The 14633-nt window shown below is 65.2% G+C and carries 10 protein-coding genes and 1 pseudogene; 9 read left to right on the top strand and 2 right to left on the bottom strand.

The genetic code is table 11. The features are described 5' to 3' along the window. Window positions 1–105: 105 nt before the first annotated feature. Window positions 106–1713 carry an MFS transporter gene (locus BM019_RS24650; protein ID WP_062822756.1) on the top strand — a complete coding sequence of 536 codons (1608 nt, stop codon included), beginning with the start codon at window positions 106–108 and terminating at the stop codon, window positions 1711–1713. A 564-nt stretch (window positions 1714–2277) separates the two neighbouring features. Further along, window positions 2278–2682, top strand: a complete 405-nt coding sequence (locus BM019_RS24645; protein WP_092421004.1) for a DUF3077 domain-containing protein — start codon at window positions 2278–2280, stop codon at window positions 2680–2682. A 210-nt stretch (window positions 2683–2892) separates the two neighbouring features. Here BM019_RS24645 and BM019_RS24640 read toward each other — a convergent pair whose 3' ends face one another. Beyond that, window positions 2893–3615, bottom strand: a complete 723-nt coding sequence (locus BM019_RS24640; RefSeq protein WP_092421001.1) for a pirin family protein — start codon at window positions 3613–3615, stop codon at window positions 2893–2895. A gap of 222 nt (window positions 3616–3837) precedes the next feature. On the opposite strand from BM019_RS24640, the gene BM019_RS24635 reads away from it, so the two are divergent. Next, complete coding sequence (locus tag BM019_RS24635) at window positions 3838–4788, top strand: GlxA family transcriptional regulator (protein WP_092420999.1); 951 nt, start codon at window positions 3838–3840, stop codon at window positions 4786–4788. A 152-nt stretch (window positions 4789–4940) separates the two neighbouring features. After that, complete coding sequence (locus BM019_RS24630) at window positions 4941–6437, top strand: ATP-binding protein (protein WP_092421280.1); 1497 nt, start codon at window positions 4941–4943, stop codon at window positions 6435–6437. On the opposite strand, the gene BM019_RS24625 is transcribed toward BM019_RS24630, so the two are convergent. Further along, entirely contained in the window at window positions 6384–9200 is a 2817-nt protein-coding gene (locus BM019_RS24625; RefSeq protein WP_092420996.1) for an ATP-binding protein, read from the bottom strand. The two genes, BM019_RS24630 and BM019_RS24625, sit on opposite strands and share 54 nt — an antisense overlap. Window positions 9201–9584: 384 nt before the next feature. Between BM019_RS24625 and BM019_RS24620 the strand changes: the two genes are divergently transcribed. The 5 genes and pseudogenes from BM019_RS24620 to BM019_RS24600 all read left to right on the top strand — a co-directional run. Then, a complete protein-coding gene (locus BM019_RS24620) occupies window positions 9585–10160 on the top strand; it encodes a flavodoxin family protein (protein WP_092420993.1) in 576 nt (191 codons plus the stop codon). A 32-nt stretch (window positions 10161–10192) separates the two neighbouring features. After that, window positions 10193–11017, top strand: a complete 825-nt coding sequence (locus BM019_RS24615; protein ID WP_092420990.1) for an alpha/beta fold hydrolase — start codon at window positions 10193–10195, stop codon at window positions 11015–11017. A 349-nt stretch (window positions 11018–11366) separates the two neighbouring features. Continuing rightward, window positions 11367–13442 (top strand): type VI secretion system Vgr family protein, encoded by a 2076-nt coding sequence (locus BM019_RS24610; protein WP_092420987.1) that lies wholly within the window; start codon window positions 11367–11369, stop codon window positions 13440–13442. Beyond that, window positions 13439–14287, top strand: a complete 849-nt coding sequence (locus BM019_RS24605) for a DUF4123 domain-containing protein (RefSeq protein WP_092420984.1) — start codon at window positions 13439–13441, stop codon at window positions 14285–14287. The genes BM019_RS24610 and BM019_RS24605 overlap by 4 nt, the downstream gene beginning before the upstream one ends. Continuing rightward, a pseudogene (locus BM019_RS24600) lies at window positions 14284–14633 on the top strand (hypothetical protein); the annotation flags it as partial. The gene BM019_RS24605 and the pseudogene BM019_RS24600, both read left to right, overlap by 4 nt.

The raw sequence follows: 14633 nt of genomic DNA, 5'->3' as shown, positions 1-14633 counted from the left end.
GTCGCCAACGACCATCGGCCGACGCAACCTGCTTGCCTCGGCCGATGGTCGTTAGCGGTAAAAAACATCCGGACTGCACAGCGTTCCCACGACTCAAGGACCGTCATGAAACAGACCCTCGATTCCTCCCGTAGCGCGGCCTCCCTTTCGCCCTGGAGCCCGCTCAAGCATGGCCTGTTTCGCGGGCTGTGGCTGGCCAGCATCGCCTCGAACATCGGCACCTGGATGCACGAGGTGGGCGCCGGCTGGCTGATGACCTCGCTGTCGGCCAGCCCGATGACGGTGGCGCTGGTGCAGGTGGCCGCCGCGGCGCCGATGTTTTTCCTCGCGCTGCCGGCGGGGGCGCTGGCCGATATCGTCGACAAGCGCCGCTACCTGTTGCTGGTGCAGGGCTGGATGGCCAGCGTCGCCATGCTCCTGGCGTTCCTGACCCTCAGCGGCCTGATGACGGTGCCCTTGTTGCTGCTGTTGACCCTGGCCATGGGCATCGGCACGGCCCTGATGATGCCGGCCTGGTCGGCCCTGACCCCGGAACTGGTGCCCGCCGGCGAATTGCCCGCGGCCATCGCCTTGAGCAGCGTTGGGACCAACGTGGCGCGCGCCGTGGGCCCGGCCATCGCCGGCGTCCTGGTGAGCCTGGCCGGGCCCTGGGCGACCTTCGCGGTGAATGCGCTGTCGTTCTTTGCGGTGATCGCCGTGCTCGCCTGCTGGCGGCGCGAGCCGAAGGTCGCGGTGTTGCCGGCGGAGCGGCTGTTCAGTGCGATCCGCGTGGGCTGGCGCTACGCCCGCAGTTCCCACCCTCTGCAACGGGTGCTGATTCGTACCCTGGGGTTTTTCTTCGGTGCCAGCGCCGGCATGTCCTTGCTGCCGTTGATCGTGCGCGGCGAGTTGCAGGGCAGCGCGACCCAGTTCGGCGTGTTGCTCGGCAGCGTCGGCCTCGGCGCGGTGCTGGGGGCGATGCTGTTGCCAAAGCTGCGCCAGCGCCTGGCGGTGGATCGCCTGGTGGCGCTGGCCAGCGTGACCTACGCCCTGGTGCTGTTCGCCCTGGCCTGGCTGCGCGACTTCTATCTGTTGATCCCGGTGATGCTGATCAGCGGCGGCGCCTGGATCGCCGTGCTCTCGAGTTTCCAGGTGGCGGCCCAGACCTCGGTGCCGGCCTGGGTGCGGGCACGAGCGCTGGCGGTGTATATCCTGATGTTCTTCGGCAGCATGGCCCTGGGCGGGTTGCTCTGGGGCTGGGTGGCCAGCCTGTTGTCCATGAGCGTTGCCCTGAGCCTGGCGGCAGCGGTGCTGCTGGCCGGGGTCGGGCTGACCTGGCGGGTCGGCTTGCCCCAGCGCAGCGCCGAAGACTTGGCGCCGTCGCTGCACTGGCCGCAACCGCTGCTCAGTGACGACCAGGACCTGGAACGCGGGCCGGTGATGATCAGCCTGGAATACGACATCGCCCCCGAACACGCCCAGGCCTTCCAGCAGGCGATGAACCCGGTGCGGCGCATGCGCCAGCGCAACGGTTCGTTTTCCTGGTGCCTGCTGCAGGACAGCGAAAACCCGCGCCTGTGGTGCGAGATGTTCTTCGACGAATCCTGGGTCGGCCACCTGCGTCACCATGAGCGGGTGACCCGCGCCGAGCTGAAGATCGAGGCCGCCGCCCGCCGCTTCCAGAGCGACGGGGTGAAGATCCGGATCCGTCATTTGCTCAAGGGGCAGGGCTGAAGGGGCGCCTGGTGGTCGGATGCGGGCTTTCACGTACCTGTAGCCGCTGCCGCAGGCTGCGATAGGACCGAAGGTCCTCCAGCGGTCTCAAGACCCAGCGCCCGCTATGCGGTCGATCGCAGCCTGCGGCAGCGGCTACAGGGATTGGGGCGTTCTCAGGTTGTGCATTTGGCCTTTGTAGGAGCAGCCGGTCGACGCTCGATTGCTCGCGAAAAAAGCTCGCGGTTTGAGCGGTTTTTCTCTTTGATTTGTAGGGTATTTCCGAGAGAATCGCGGGGTTACATTTCTGTGGTTTTGGCGTCTTGTGTCTGCTGAATGTTCGGGGCTAGGCTGCCCCGGTCGCTGCAAAATCAGCGGCCGGGACTGCAAGCCCGAACAAGCAAGAAGCGCTGGACGCACACCCAGGATCGTTGAGATGTCATCGCGATTTATGGTGGCTGCGTGCGGGAGACTTTCGGGTCTGCCGGGTTTGCTTCTTCTTCCCGGTCTTGCAGACCTGCACGTAGCCGCCACCCATCATCTGCAAGTGATGCTGGCGGTCTTCATCAAAGAAGGAGCCGCGTCATGAAAAAGATCGTCCCCGATCCGCCCATTCTTTCGCCCAGCCGCGAGCGGATCGTCCAACTGGAAATCCCCAATCAAACCCTCCGTCAGGCGCTGGAACGCAGCGATGGCGGCGAGCCTTTGCACCGTAGCTTGCAGGAAACCGGCAGCAGCTCTTTCGGCTGTCGCGACGGCAACGGCCGTCCGCTATTCGCCGTTCGCCCTGGCGTCAGCGCCGAGGAGGCGTTGTTGCATGTGTCGTTGTTGCTCAAGTGCGCCGAGGAGACGGCGGATGAGATCACCAGTGCCAGCGGCATCGAGCGGGGCTTGATCTGGTCGATGATCCATTCGGTGGAGATGGCGCGGGCGGTGGTGGATGCGTTGCTGGATGGCGCGCGAAGCCAGGGAGCAGCGCAGACGTTTTGAGGCGGGAGCGCATCGCATGCCGGCCGAACGGCCGCAGAGGGGCAGGGGAAAAAGGCGAACGCCCCTTGCGCAACTCGGTCAGGCTGGTTGACGCGAACGAATAGGCGCTAGCGGCTGTCAGCCGCTGCAGTCGAGGGCTTCCACTGGCCCCTGGCCGCCTGTCAACGTCGAAAAAAGGCCCGGAGGCGCAAGCCCCCGGGCCGGTGCCGGTCACGGCATTTCCGGCAGTTCCTGCGCCCGCAGATCGAACACCAGCACTTCGGCATCCACGCCGTTGCTCAAGGTCAGCGCCTGCTCCTGGCGCACCCGCACGCCATCGCCTTCCTGCAAGAGCAGGCCGTTGAGGTCGACCGAGCCGCGGGCCACATGCACGTAGGCGTAGCGGTCGGCGTCGAGCTTGAGGGTGGCGCTTTCCTGGCCGTCGATCAGCCCGGCATACACCCGCGCATCCTGGCGCACCTGCAGCGAACCGTCGGCCCCCTCGGGGGAGATGATCAGTTGCAGGCGGCCGCGTTTTTGCTGCGGGCTGAAATGCTCTTGCTGGTAACGCGGCTTGGCGCCGCTGACGTTCGGCACTATCCAGATCTGCAGGAAGTGCACCGGCTGGGTGGCCGAGTGGTTGTACTCGCTGTGCGCCACGCCGCTGCCGGCGCTCATCAGTTGCACGTCGCCAGGACGGATCACCGAACCGGTGCCCAGGGTGTCCCTGTGTTCCAGGGCGCCTTCGAGCACGTAGGAGAAAATCTCCATGTCCCGGTGCGGGTGTTGGCCGAAGCCTTTGCCGGCGGCGACCCGGTCGTCGTTGATCACCAGCAGGTCGGAAAAACCCTGTTCCTGTGGGTTGCGATAGTTGGCGAAGGAAAAGGTGTGGAACGACTTCAACCAACCGTGGTTGGCGGCGCCGCGATCAGAGGCTTTGCGAAGGGTCAGCATGAGGGAATCTCCTGTCGGAACGGGAATTCGTCCGGTTGAGGAGAAGGCTAATGTTTACTCTGTGGCGCAATAAGTAGATGGAAACTGAAATACTGTCCCGTTCAGGTTGACAATTTTGTGCGCTGAATCACGTATTCTTGTCCGACGAGCGCGCGCCGTCCGGGCATAATGTCCAGGGTCGGCGTTACGCTTCCAACCCTTTGATATCAGTGATATTTACCCATGAAGACCGTGGCAATGGTGTTGTTTCCGGACTTTCTCCTGCTCGACATGGCCGGGCCCATGGAGGTGTTTTCCATCGCCAACCGTTATCTGGAGCCGAAGGACCATTACCAGCTCTCGACGATCGGCACCGAGCACGGTCCGTTGCGCGCCTCCAACGGCGTCAAGGTGCAGGCCGATCTGCATATCGACCAGGCGCACGACAGCTATGACCTGCTGCTGGTGCCCGGGGGGCCGGGGGCCTATAACGAAAAGCACCTCCCTTTGCTCGACTGGCTGGCGGCGGCCGTACGCCGCTCGGCGGTCTATGGCTCGATCTGCACCGGGGCCTTCATCCTCGGGCATGCCGGGTTGCTCGACGGGTTTCGGGTGACGACCCACTGGCACTACACGGAACGCCTGATCCGGGCCTTCCCCGAGGCGACGGTGGAGACCGACCAGATCTTTGTCGAGGATCGCAACCTGATTACCTCGGGCGGGGTCACCGCCGGCATCGACCTGGCGCTGGCGGTGGTTGCCCGGGACCACGGCAAGAAAGTCGCCCAGGACGTGGCCAAGGTGTTGCTGGTGGTGATGAAGCGCCAGGGCGGGCAGGCGCAGTTCAGCCCATTGATGGCCACGGTGGCGCCGCAGGAGACGCCGGTGACCCGGGTGCAGAACCATGTGCTCGAACACCTGGACGAAGCCTTCAGCATCGAGCGCATGGCCAGCCTGGCGAACATGAGTACGCGGCATTTCGCCCGGGTGTTTGCCCGGGAGGTGAACATGACGCCCATGGAGTTCCTGCAAAGCGCGCGCATCGACCGCGCCAGGAACCTGCTGGAGACCAGCGACCTGCCGCTCAAGACCGTGGCCTACAAAAGCGGCTTCGGCAGCGTGCGGCACATGCGCTTCCTGTTCGGCGAAAAGCTCGGTCTGACCCCCACCCAGTACCGCGAACAGTTCAGCTAGCGCCGGCTTGTCCGTCTGGCGCACCGGGATGGCCGTGACGCTCCCTCCAGGGCGGTTGTACCGTCATCGCTGCCTGCCAAGATACCGGGGAGTTCCTGGATATGGAGGTGCGGGAGCTTGGCGCCGGCCAGGTTTCCAGCATGTGGATGGGCATGAACAGCATCAGAGATTTGAACGGCGATGGGCTGCTGCGGTTCGGCCCCTACGCCTTCCACCTGCGGCAGCGGCTGGTCCTCGACGGCGACCGGCCGTTACGCATGGGCGGGCGTGCCCTGGACATCCTGCGGGTGCTGGTCGAGCGCGCCGGCCAGGTGGTGGGCAAGGATGAATTGATCGCCTGCGTCTGGCCGGACTCGGTGGTCGAGGACATCAACCTGCGCGTGCACATCGCCGCCCTGCGGCGCGCCCTCGGCGACGGCCAGGACGGGCAGCGCTACATCGTCAACATTCCACAGCGCGGTTATTGCTTCACCGCCCCGGTGCTGCGCGAGGCGCAAGCAGAGCCGCTCGCGCTCGTGAACCTGCAGAGGCCCCAGCACAACCTGCCGGCACGGCTGACCCCGGTCATCGGTCGCGACCCGGTGGTCGGCAGCCTGGTCCGGCAGTTGCCGGTGCGCCGGTTCATGACCCTGGTCGGTCCGGCGGGGATCGGCAAGACCACGGTCGCGCTGCGGGTCGCCGAGCTGCTGTTGCAGCACTACCGCGATGGCGTGTGGTTCATCGACCTGGCGAGCATCGACGACCCGGCGCAACTGGTCGAGCACGTCAGGCACAGCCTCGAACTGGACGCCGGCCTGGAGGCGCTGGCAACCCGGCATGCCTTGCTGGTGCTGGACAATTGCGAGCACCTGCTCGAACGCTGCCAGACAGTGGTGGAGCAGTTACTGGCCTCGGCGCCACGGCTGTCGATCCTGGCCACCAGCCGCGAGCCGCTGCGGGCTTCGGGGGAGACCGTGCATGGCCTGGCGGCCTTGTCGGTGCCGCCGGCCTCGTCGTTGCACAGCGTGGCGGAAGTCATGAGCCATTCGGCGGTGCAGCTGTTCGTCAGCTGTGCCCGGGCGCGCCAGCAAGGCTTTGCCTTGCGGGAACAGGACCTGAGGGCGGTGCGCGAGATCTGCCGGCGGCTCGATGGCTTGCCATTGGCCATCGAACTGGCGGCGGCGCAGATCGACGCGTTGGCGCTGGTGGGGCTGCAAGCGCAGCTGGACAACTGCTTTCAACTGTTGACCCAGGGCCGGCGCACGGCCGTGGCCCGGCACCAGACGCTCAAGTCCGCCCTGGACTGGAGCTATCAACGGCTGAGCCCGCTGGAGCAGACCCTGTTGCAGCGCCTGGCGGTGTTCGACACGGCCTTCACCGTGCGGGCCGCCACCGACGTCATCAGCTGTGCGGTGTTGCGGCCCGAGTGCGTGGCCGAGGTGATGGCGCAGCTGGCGCGCAAATCGCTGCTGGCGGTGGAGCAGGGCCAGGGCACGGCGCATTACCGCTTTCTCGACACCACCCGCGCCTACGCGCTGCAAAAGCTGGAACACAGCGGGCAACTGCGGGTGTTCGAAAGGCGGCATGCCCACGCCATCGGCAAGGCCCGCTGGCTGTCAGTCAGGCACCTGTCGTTGCAGCTCATCGAGCAGTTCCCGGACGCGGGTTAGGTCCGGCGTGGCAAAACCCTCGGTGAAGCGGGCATAGAGCGGTTCGAGCAGCTCATGGGCGCGCCGGGCCTGGCCCTGGCGCTGCCAGAGCCGGGCCAGCGAGGTGGCGCTGCGCAATTCCCAGGTCAGCGCGCCCTGGGCCCTGGCCACAGCCAACGCCTGGTGCAGCACCGCCTCGGCGGCGTCAGGCGCATTGTCGGTCAGCAGCGCCTCGGCCCTGGCGCGCAGGATCTCCGCCGTGCTCCAGCCGGCCGTGCCGCTTTCGGCCCGTTGCAGCAAGGCGTTGTCGATGAAAGCGCCGTCCAGGGTCACCATGATTTCGCCGATCAGCCCGGTGCCGGATTGCGGCGGCGAGAACTCCGGGGCGCCTTCGATGACCTGCGCGTAGTGCCGGCCCCAGGTGTAGAACAGCAGCACCGAATGCTTCTGCGCCTGCTCCAGCAGCAGGCGCAGGAGTTCGCGGGCAGTCGCGGCGTCACCGTTGTAGTGGGCGATCAGGCAGCCGGCCAGGGCCAGGGTGTAGCAGATGGACGTGCCGTGGTTGATCTGCAGGGCGATGTCCAGGGCCTGGCGCGCGGTGCGCCAGGCTTTTTCCGGGTGGCCTTGCAGCCAGAGGATCCGCGCTAGGATCGTCAGGGCGGCGACGCTCTGGTCGTACTGCACGCCGAAGCCGCGGGTGAAGCGGTTCATATGCCCGCTCTGGGCCATCAGCTGGATGACTTGCTCGGCCTTGTCCCGGGCCTGCGGCTGATCGCCGGCAAAGTGCAGGGCCAGCACCTGCAGGCGCTGGGTGCTGAGGGACATCGCGGCAGGGCCGGCATCGCGCAGCGCCAGGTGGTCGAACTGCCGGCTTTGCTCCAGGGCCAGTTGGTAGTGACCGCAACTGAGGTTGACCGCCATGTGCCCGGACACCGCCTTGAGCTGGGCGGCCACGTCGTCGGTGCTTTCGGCCAGGGCCCTGGCCGCGACGAAGGCCTCGATGGCCTCGGCGCTGTTGCCCTGGGTGTGGTAGCAGGCGCTGCCGAGGGCCAGCTTGAGGGCCTGGGTCAGGCGCGGGCAGGCCTCGCCCGCCGCGTGAAGCAGGGCCAGGGCCTGGCGCACATAGCCGCCGTGTTCCTTGAGCAGCGACAGCTCCTGCCACAGCGGTGCGGAGGCCGCGGCCAGGTGGATCGCCAGCTGTTGCGGACCCTGGGCATTCAAGCCCCAGTCGAGCGCCACCCGGATGTCTTCCAGGCTGCGGGCGTGACGCTCGATCCAGAGCGTCGAGGGCGTCTGCTCCCAGTCGTCCCGGGCCTGATGCATCAAGGCCAGGCAACGTTCGGCGTGCCGCCTGCGGGTAGCCGGCAGTTCGGCGGCCTGCTCGAGTTTTTCCAGGGCATAGCTGCGGGTGGTGTCCAGCAGGCGATAGAACACTTCCTCGTCGCCGACCTCCACGTTCAGCAGGGACTTGGCCACCAACTGGGTGATCGCGGTAAAAACCACGCTGGCTTCGATGTGCGCGTCGACGATCACCGCTGCGGCCGATGGCAGGGTGAAGCCGCCCCTGAACACGCCCAGCCGGCGCAGGCAGGTCTGCTCGCAGGCGCTGAGCAGGTCGAAGCTCCAGTCCAGGGTGGCGCGCAGGGTCTGATGACGGCCCGGGGTGACCTGGCAGCCCTGGGTCAGCAGGCGAAAACTGCCGTGCAACTGGCTGAGCAGGCCCGCGAGCCCCAGGTTGCCGACCTGGGCGGCGGCCAGTTCGATGGCCAGGGGAATGCCGTCCAGGCGCCGGCAGATCTCGATCGCCAGGGGCAGTTCGTCCTGGCTCAGTTCGAAGCTGTCGTGGCTGGCCATCGCCCGCTCGACGAACAATTGCAGGGCCGAGAAGGTCAGGGCCTGGTCGCGGTCCAGCACCGCGATGGGCGGTGGGCAATCCAGGGATTCCAGGCGCTGCACGAATTCGCCCTCGGCGCGCAGGCTCTCGCGGCTGGTGGCCAGGACATGCACCTGAGGCGCCGCGCGCAGGATGCTTTCGCAGAGCGGTGCGATGGCATCGAGCAGGTGCTCGCAGTTGTCGATCACCAGCAGCATCTGCCGCTCGCGCAGGAAGTTCGCCAGGCTGGCCAGCGGTTCGTCGTCGTGCAGCGCCAGGTCGAGCAGGGTCGCCAGGTGGCTGGTGATCATCCGCGGGTCGTTGAGCGGGGCCAGGTCCAGCAGGCGGATGCCGTCCCGGTACTGGCCGATCAGCTGTTCGGCGACCCGCAGGGCCACGGTGGTCTTGCCGATGCCGCCGGGGCCGACCAGGGTGATGAAGCGCTGGCGCGCCAGTTGCGTCATCACATTGTCCACCAGGGCCTGGCGCCCGATCAGGCGGGTGCGGCGCACCGGCAGGTTATGCCCGCCCGGCTCGACCGAAGGGTCCTTGGGGCCTTGCTCGAAGCGCTCGGGGGCGAAGGGTTCCAGGGAGAAGGGCGCGACGAAGCTGTAGCCGCGCTGGGCCACGGTGACGATGTAGCGCTGGCCGGCCTGGCCGTCGCCCAGGGCCTTGCGCAGCGCCGCCATGTGCACCCGCAGGTTGGTGTCTTCGACCACGCTCCTGGGCCAGACCCGGGCGATCAGTTGCTGCTTGCTGACCACCTCGCCGGCGTGCTCCAGCAGGATCAGCAGGATGTCCATGGAGCGGCGGCCCAGGCGCAAGGGCCGCTCGGCTTCCAGTATCAGGCGTTGCCCCGGGTAGATCCGGTAGGGGCCGAAATGCACAGCCTGTTCGGGGGGTAGGGTCAACGGCTCACTCCTGTTGCTGTTTTTTTTATCCTCCCCGTGGCACCTGCGCGGGGCGGGCGGACGAAGGGCACGGCCTTCTATCCCGCGGTTTTCGAGCATGTTCCTCAGGTTTCCCGAACAACGCAACGCAACGCGGACGGGCGTGCCTCGAGTGCGCTAGCCGCAGCAATCTTCTTGCCAGTGATGGGCCCCGTATTTATTGGCCGCTGCCTTGGCGACGAGCGGGCAGGGGCGGTGCCTGGGCCCTTGAAAATTAACAACGTTTAACTCGCCCTGGGTCCGCCCTACGGCCAAAACTCCAGACCTTCACGGTCGCCAACCGCAGCGACGGTCGGGTGTGCCGCGCGCAGGAAAAAGGGATGAACACCTCTGGAGGATGCCGGAATGAGCAAGGTGGTGGTGGTCTATCACAGTGGCTATGGCCATACCCGGGTCATGGCCGAAGCCGTGGCCCAGGGGGTGGAGAGCCACTTGGGCAGCGCCTGCCGGCTGATTCCGGTGGAGGAGGTGCACGAGCAGTGGGAGTGCCTGCACCAGGCCGATGCCATCATCTTCGGCGCGCCGACCTACATGGGCAGCGCCTCGGCGCCCTTCAAGGGGTTCATGGAGGCCAGCGCGGCGTTCTACCTGGCCCAGCCCTGGCGCGACAAGCTCGCCGCCGGCTTCACCAATTCCGGTTGCCTGTGTGGCGACAAGCTCAACACCCTGGTGCAGATGGCGGTCTTCGCGGCCCAGCACTCGATGATCTGGGTCGGCCTCGACCTGCTGCCGGCGCGCTCCAGCCGCGGGGTGTTCGATGGCCAGTTGAATCGCCTCGGCAGTTCCCTGGGCGCCATGGCCCAGTCGAATGTCGAACAGTCCCCCGAACACGCGCCGCCCCTGGAAGACCGCCGCACCGCCGTGCACCTGGGCGAGCGGGTGGCGCGCCTGGCCGAGCGTATGGCCCATCCATCGATTTGAGTCACCCCACCCCCTGAAGGAGCAAAAACGCCATGAGTACATTCACCACCCGCGACGGTACCGAGATCTATTACAAGGACTGGGGCAGCGGCCAACCCGTCGTCTTCAGCCATGGCTGGCCGCTGAATGCCGACAGCTGGGAGTCGCAGATGATCTTCCTGGCATCCAGGGGCTACCGGGTCATCGCCCATGACCGCCGCGGGCATGGCCGTTCCAGCCAGCCCTGGTCCGGCAACGAGATGGACACCTACGCCGACGACCTGGCGCAGTTGATCGAACACCTGGACCTGCAAGACGCGGTGCTGTTCGGCTTCTCCACCGGCGGTGGCGAAGTGGCGCGCTACATCGGTCGCCACGGCACGGCGCGGGTCGCCAAGGCCGGGCTGATTTCCGCGGTGCCGCCGCTGATGCTCAGGACCGCGGCCAACCCCGGCGGCCTGCCGATCGAGGTCTTCGACGGCCTGCGCGAAGCGTCCCTGGCCGACCGTTCGCAGCTGTACAAAGACGTCGCCAGCGGGCCGTTCTTCGGCTTCAACCAGCCTGGCGCCAAGCCGTCCCAGGGCATGATCGACTGGTTCTGGATGCAGGGCATGACGGCGGGCCACAAGAACGCCTATGACTGCATCAAGGCCTTCTCCGAAACCGACTTCACCGAAGACCTGAAGAAGTTCGACGTGCCGACCCTGGTGGTGCACGGCGACGCCGACCAGATCGTGCCGATCGAAGCCGCCGGCATCGCCTCGGCCAGGCTGGTCAAGGGCGCGAAGCTGCTGGTCTACCCAGGCGCGCCCCATGGCCTGACCGACACCCACAAGGATCAGCTCAACGCCGACCTGCTGGCGTTCATCGAGGCCTGAGTGGTTCGGCGACCTGCGCCTGATCCATAAAAAAACGCCGGGAGGTTTTGCCCCCCGGCGTTTTTTATTTTCACGATGATTCCAGTACCGAAGTTTGCTGGACTACGCCGCAGTCTGATACAGCAGGTTTGTCAATTGCTTGGACGAGTTCAACCTATGCCGGTGCTTTGCGAAACCTGACCTGACTGCCGACCGCCTGACGCCTATTCGGCCCTTGGAATCCTCTCAAAATCCCCATCGACTTTAAGTAAAGTCCCGCAGACGTTGGGGGTGCGGCATTGCTAATGTCCTGCCAGCCATTTGCTCCGGGTCATTGAAAGGCCCGCTGTCTCGCTTAAGGAAAAGCTAAATGTTTGCGCCCGCCAACACCGCGCACTTCACGCTGTCGATCCCAGCCGTCCGCCATGACTTCAAGGTACTGGCTTTCGACGGCACCGAAGCCCTCAGCACCCTCTATGGGATCCGCGTCGAGCTGGTCAGCGAGAACCCTGACGTCGACCTGGAGAGCCTGCTCAATCAGCCGGCCTTCCTTCGGTTCGGGCTGAATGGCGAAGGCCTTCATGGGCATATCGAAGACCTGTACGTGGGCGAGGCAGGCAAGCGCCTGACGCGCTATCACCTGACCCTGGTGCCGGTGCTGCACTACCTGCAATTCAGCTGCAACCAGCGGATCTTCCAGCACCTGACAGTGCCGCAAATCATCGCCCAGGTGCTGGGTGGCCACGGCATCCAGGCCGACGTCTACAGCTTCAATGTCAGTACCAGTCCGGAGCGCGAATACTGTACCCAGTACGGGGAAAGCGATTTCGATTTTGTCCAGAGGCTGTGCGCCGAGGACGGCATCGCCTGGCACCACCAGCACTCGGCGGAGGGCCATCGGCTGGTGTTCACCGATGACCAGACCTGTTTCCCCCTGTTGGGGGATACACCCTATCAGCAGGACACCGGCACGGCAGCGGACCATCCGGTGGTCAGCCGGTTCTCCCAGCGCTTCAGCACTCGTACCAGCACCGTGACGCGTCGCGACTACGATCTGAAACGTCCGAGTCTGCTGCTCGAAAGCCAATTCACCGCGGACTTCCAGCCGGTGCTTGAGGACTACAGTTACCCCGCACCGATCACCACGCTGGAGCGCGGCAGAGTGTTGGCCAGGCAGGCCCTGGAGCGGCACCGTGTCGATTACCAGTTGGCCGAAGGCCAAAGCGATCAGCCGACGCTGCGCAGCGGACACTTCTTCAATCTGACCGAACACCCGCGCAACAGCTGCAACGACTTGTGGTTGTTGCTGAGCGTCACGCATTGCGGCCGACAACCGCAGTCACTCGAAGAGTCCGTCACCAGCGACACCCAACCCGAAGACGGCTTCACCCAGGGCTATCGCAACAGCTTCACTGCGATTCCGTGGGACGTATTTTTCCGTCCGCCGCTGCTGACGCGCCGGCCCCTGCTGGGCTGCCAGACCGCCCGGGTCACCGGCCCGGCTGGCGAGGAAATCTTCTGCGATGAGTTTGGCAGGGTGAAGGTCGAACTCCATTGGGACCGACGGGAGCTGGGCAGCGACAAAAGCAGCTGCTGGCTACGGGTTTCTTCAAGTTGGGCGGGGGAGAACTTTGGTGCAGTGACCATCCCGCGAATCGGCATGGAAGTGGTGGTGACTTTCCTCGAAGGCAACCCGGACAATCCTTTAATTACGGGCGTTGTGCCGAACAAGACCACACCCGTGCCTTACGCGTTACCGGCGAACAAAAGCAAGACCGTGTTACGCAGTCGCAGCACGCCAGACAGTGGCGGCTACAACGAACTGTCGATCGAGGACCGTGCCGGGCAGGAAAAAATCTACCTGCGCGCGCAACGTGATATCGAGCAGCTGATCCTCAATGACAGCGACACCCAAATCGGCAACAACCGGCGCGAACAGATCATCCGGGACAGCCATAGCCTGATCGGCAACGACCGCTTTGATCAGGTGGACAGCAACAGCTCCAGCCTGGTCAAGGGTGACGAACTGCACACTACCCAAGGCGTACGGAACACGCAGATTGGCGGCAATGAACTGCTCTCCATCTCGGGCAATGGCAGCATCACCGTAGGCGGAACCTGGGTCGTGCAAGCGGGGCCCCAGGCCCGTGTCACCGCCACCCATGTGGTGGTTGATGCGAGTACAAGCCTGACGCTTAAAGCAGGCGGCCAGCACATCGTCATTACCCCTGGGGGGATCTTCAGCAGCGTGCCGATCGTTCAGGGCGGAGCCCCGGTGGCAGGGATTGCGCCGCAACAGACCCTACAGGCACTGGCCGAGGAGCCGCAGACCAGCGTTGCCAATTCGTTGGCGCTCGTTGCCGCCGCCAGGCAACGCGCTGCGGACTTCTGCCCACTCTGCGAAGCCTGCCGCGACGGACAGTGCGCTATTGGAGAGGTTGCATGAGTACGCCCGAACAATGGATGCGCGTCCAGGGTGAGCTCGGCCAGCGCCTCTACCTGATACTGGATTCCGTTGGTCAGCTGGATGAGCGCAATGCGCTGCTCAACGAGAGGGATGACGACCAGTACAGCAATCTGTACAGCGGTACGCCCGCCAGCGCGCTGGCAGCAATAGGCCCATACCTTTTTCAGCTCGATACGCTGGATCATCCAGCGATCCAGGTCTTGCTCAAAACGCCGGAGCGTCATTGGGGCTGGCTGGCCAGCAGCGCAAGCGGCGATCTGGATCAACTGGCCCGCCATTGGCGCGCCCGCCTGGTAACGGGGGAGCGGCCGAACCAGGCCCTCTATCGTTTTCATGACAATCGTGTCCTGGGGCGAGCCTTGGCACACCTGCGCCCCGAACAACGCAGCGAATTCCTCGGGCCGATAGTCAGCGTGTGTTACTGGCAGGATGGGCAATGGGCGGCCGCCTACAATCCCGCCCCGGGCGAATACCCGGTACCACCCGCCCCGGCGTGGCTCGATGTCCCGCCGACCGCGGACACGGCGGCAGGCATACGATTCGATAACGCCCGGCGCTACCTGATGGTTGAGCAGATGGAGCGGCTGGCCGAACTTGCCAGGCAACAGGATGCGGACACTTGGCTACAGGCTCAGTTAGAGTTGGCCCGCGCGTGGGGCTGGCAGGCGCCTGAGCAAGTCCGGTTCCTGCTCGTTCAACGTTTGCAAGCACCGGGGGAAGCACTGCCCAGGTCCTGGTTACCTCAACTCGACGAAACACCCCTGACGCATTTTCAGCGTGTATATCAGCAAGTGCAGTTTTGGCAAGGAGATGCCGCCGTATGAACCGAACCCTTCAACGCCTGATTCTTGTCAGCAGCCTGGCGCTGGTACAGGGCTGCGCCGCCCTGGGCAAGTCCAACAGCTTCACCCTCACGGCTGACCTGCCACCGGACTTCGCCTATGTCGCGTCGGTGTATTACGTGCCCGCCAAAGGGCAAACCTGCACCGTGCCGAGGGCAGACAATCGGGTGCCGCAGTTCAACCGTGAGTGGCGCACCGAATACAAGCCGGATGCGCAAATCGAGATACGTCGAACTCGTAAGGGTTGCGAACTGGTGATCGATTACGTCGAGCTGGAAATCAACGCGACCTATGGGCCGGACCGGAGTGACTTTGGGCGTGAGTATGC

The organism is Pseudomonas sp. NFPP07 (assembly GCF_900115645.1).
GTDB classification, from domain to species: Bacteria; Pseudomonadota; Gammaproteobacteria; order Pseudomonadales; family Pseudomonadaceae; genus Aquipseudomonas; species Aquipseudomonas chlororaphis.
Note: the sequence above shows the minus strand (reverse complement) of the source record. Positions and strands in the feature narration are given on the sequence as shown.

Coding starts and splice junctions, on each gene's coding strand:
- BM019_RS24650 (WP_062822756.1), top strand. CDS start 106: ATGAAACAGACCCTCGATTCCTCCCGTAGCGCGGCCTCCCTTTCGCCC.
- BM019_RS24645 (WP_092421004.1), top strand. CDS start 2,278: ATGAAAAAGATCGTCCCCGATCCGCCCATTCTTTCGCCCAGCCGCGAG.
- BM019_RS24640 (WP_092421001.1), bottom strand. CDS start 3,615: ATGCTGACCCTTCGCAAAGCCTCTGATCGCGGCGCCGCCAACCACGGT.
- BM019_RS24635 (WP_092420999.1), top strand. CDS start 3,838: ATGAAGACCGTGGCAATGGTGTTGTTTCCGGACTTTCTCCTGCTCGAC.
- BM019_RS24630 (WP_092421280.1), top strand. CDS start 4,941: ATGAACAGCATCAGAGATTTGAACGGCGATGGGCTGCTGCGGTTCGGC.
- BM019_RS24620 (WP_092420993.1), top strand. CDS start 9,585: ATGAGCAAGGTGGTGGTGGTCTATCACAGTGGCTATGGCCATACCCGG.
- BM019_RS24615 (WP_092420990.1), top strand. CDS start 10,193: ATGAGTACATTCACCACCCGCGACGGTACCGAGATCTATTACAAGGAC.
- BM019_RS24610 (WP_092420987.1), top strand. CDS start 11,367: ATGTTTGCGCCCGCCAACACCGCGCACTTCACGCTGTCGATCCCAGCC.
- BM019_RS24605 (WP_092420984.1), top strand. CDS start 13,439: ATGAGTACGCCCGAACAATGGATGCGCGTCCAGGGTGAGCTCGGCCAG.